This window comes from Streptomyces lonarensis (genome assembly GCF_012033735.1).
Lineage (GTDB): Bacteria > Actinomycetota > Actinomycetes > Streptomycetales > Streptomycetaceae > Streptomyces > Streptomyces lonarensis.
In genome coordinates, this window is sequence record NZ_JAAVJD010000396.1 from 1 (window position 1) to 2,753 (window position 2,753).

Annotated in this window: 1 protein-coding gene and 1 pseudogene; both read right to left on the reverse strand. The window is 71.8% G+C overall.

Features of this window, described 5'->3' with window-relative positions:
- Nucleotides 1-59: 59 nt before the first annotated feature.
- The gene (gene typA / locus HCN56_RS24915; RefSeq protein WP_167974823.1) at nucleotides 60-1,928 is read right to left on the reverse strand and encodes a translational GTPase TypA; all 1,869 of its coding nucleotides are present in this window, start codon (nucleotides 1,926-1,928) and stop codon (nucleotides 60-62) included.
- Between the two features lie 176 nt (nucleotides 1,929-2,104).
- Nucleotides 2,105-2,753 (reverse strand): annotated as a pseudogene (locus HCN56_RS24920) (ABC transporter family substrate-binding protein); the annotation flags it as partial.

The following is a 2,753-nucleotide window of genomic DNA, read 5'->3' on the forward strand; positions in this document are numbered from 1 at the left end:
CACCCCTCGTGACGTGCGCGGCCGCCCGCCCCCGTGACGGGGGCGGGCGGCCGGTGGGATCAGGCGTGCTTGGCCTTGGAGGCGGCGCGCGCCCGCAGCCGCTGGTCGAGGACGACCTTGCGGATGCGCACCTCGTCCGGGGTCACCTCGACGCACTCGTCGTCGCGGCAGAACTCCAGCGACTGCTCCAGCGAGAGGCGGCGCGGCGGCACCAGGTTCTCGGTGGTGTCGGCGGAGGAGGCCCGCATGTTGGTGAGCTTCTTCTCCTTGGTGATGTTGACGTCCATGTCGTCGGCGCGGGAGTTCTCGCCGACGAGCATGCCCTCGTACACCTCGGTGCCCGGCTCGATGAAGATCGTGCCGCGCTCCTGGAGGTTGAGCATCGCGTACGGGGTGGCGACACCGGAGCGGTCGGCGACGAGCGAGCCGCTGTTGCGGGTGCGCAGCTCGCCCATCCACGGCTCGTAGCTCTCGAAGATCGAGTGGGCGATCCCGGTGCCGCGGGTCTCGGTGAGAAACTCGGTCCGGAAGCCGATGAGCCCGCGCGCCGGGACCAGGAACTCCATGCGCACCCAGCCGGAGCCGTGGTTGGTCATGGTCTCCATGCGGCCCTTGCGGGAGGCCATCACCTGGGTGACGGCGCCGAGGTACTCCTCGGGGACGTCGATCGTCATGCGCTCGACCGGCTCGTGGGTCTTGCCGTCGACCTCGCGGGTGACCACCTCGGGGCGGCCCACGGTCAGTTCGAAGCCCTCCCGGCGCATGGTCTCCACCAGGATCGCCAGCGCCAGCTCACCGCGGCCCTGAACCTCCCAGGCGTCGGGACGCTCGGTGGGCAGCACGCGGAGCGAGACGTTGCCGATGAGCTCGCGCTCCAGGCGGTCCTTCACCAGGCGCGCCGTGACCTTGTGGCCCTTGCCGCCCTTGCCGACCAGCGGCGAGTTGTTGGTACCGATCGTCATGGAGATGGCCGGCTCGTCCACCTGGATCAGGGGGAGCGCCACCGGGTTCTCCGGGTCGGCGAGGGTCTCGCCGATCATGATCTCGGGGATGCCCGCCACCGCGCAGATGTCGCCGGGGCCGGCTTCCTCGGCGGGCTTGCGGGTGAGCGCCTCGGTCATCAGCAGCTCGGTGATGCGCACGTTGTGGACCGTGCCGTCGCGCTTCATCCACGCCACCGTCTGGCCCTTGCGCAGCGTCCCCTGCTGGATGCGGCAGAGGGCGATCCGGCCGAGGAAGTTGTCGGCGTCAAGGTTGGTGACGTGCGCCTGGAGCGGCGCGTTCTCCTCGTAGGAGGGCGCTGGCACCGTCTCCAGCAGCGTCGTGAAGAGCGGCAGGAGGTCCTCGCTGTCGGCCGGGACGGTGCCGTCCTCGGGCTTGGTCAGCGAGGCGATCCCGTCACGGGCGCAGGCGTAGACGATCGGGAACTCGATCTGCTCCTCGGTCGCGTCGAGGTCGAGGAAGAGGTCATAGGCCTCGTCGACGACCTCGGCGATGCGGGAGTCCGGCCGGTCGGTCTTGTTGATGCAGAGGATGACCGGCAGCTTCGCCTGGAGCGCCTTGCGCAGCACGAACCGCGTCTGCGGCAGCGGGCCCTCGGAGGCGTCGACGAGCAGCACGACGGCGTCGACCATCGACAGCCCGCGCTCGACCTCGCCGCCGAAGTCGGCGTGGCCGGGGGTGTCGATGATGTTGATGACGACCGGGTCGCCACCGTCCTTCGGGTGGTACCGGACGGCGGTGTTCTTCGCGAGAATGGTGATGCCCTTCTCGCGCTCCAGGTCGTTGGAGTCCATCACTCGCTCGTCGACCTGCTGGTGGGCGGCGAAGGCGCCGGCCTGCTTCAGCATGGCGTCGACGAGGGTGGTCTTCCCGTGGTCGACATGGGCGACGATGGCGACATTGCGGATGTCGTGGCGCGTGGGCACGGCGGTGCTACTCCCGGGTTGGTGGTTGGGGTTGGCCCGGCAGACACACGCACCGGCCTCATACCCCATCGTACGGTGCCCGGCCGGGCCGCCTGCGCGTCGCCCTCCGGGGCCCCCGCCGGGACGCGCCGCGGCCCCGTCTTCCGGGACGGGGCCGCGGGGTTCGGGTGCCGCTGTCAGCCGCGGAAGCCGATGTCCTGGTAGCGCGGGGTGCTCAGTCCGAAGGCGCCGACGCCGGCGACGTCGTCGGACGCCGCCACCAGCTGCGGCGCCTGGTAGAGCGGGAGCGAACCGGCCGCCGCCCAGATGCGGGTGTCGGCCTTGGCCAGCAGCTCGGCGCGCCGTTCGTCGTCGAGCTCCCCGGCCGCCTGTGCCAGCAGCTGGTCGATGTGGTCGGTGCCGACGCGGGCGTAGTTCTGCTCGATGAACAGCTCGCCGCCGGGGATGCCCTGCGGCTTGGCGAACACGCCGCGGGCGTCGGTGGCGGGGAAGGCGCTGGCGGGCCACGAGTAGAGGGCGAGGTCGAAGTTGCCCGGGACGACGTGGCCGGTCAGGTACCGGTCGGCGGCGACCTCGACCAGCTCGGCGCGGACGCCCATGGCGCCGAGCTGGTCGGCGATCTGCTCGCCGACGCGCCGCATCTCCGCGTGGTGCGGCCCGTCGGGGACCACGAACCGGAGCGACAGCGGGGCTCCCGCCTTGACGCGGACGGCGGCGGCGGAGGAGCGCGCCAGTTCGTCGGCGCGCGCGCCGGCCTCGCGGGCGGCGCGGAGCGTCAGCTCGGCGGGCTCGGCCAGCGCCGCGGAACGCCCCTCGGCGGCGACC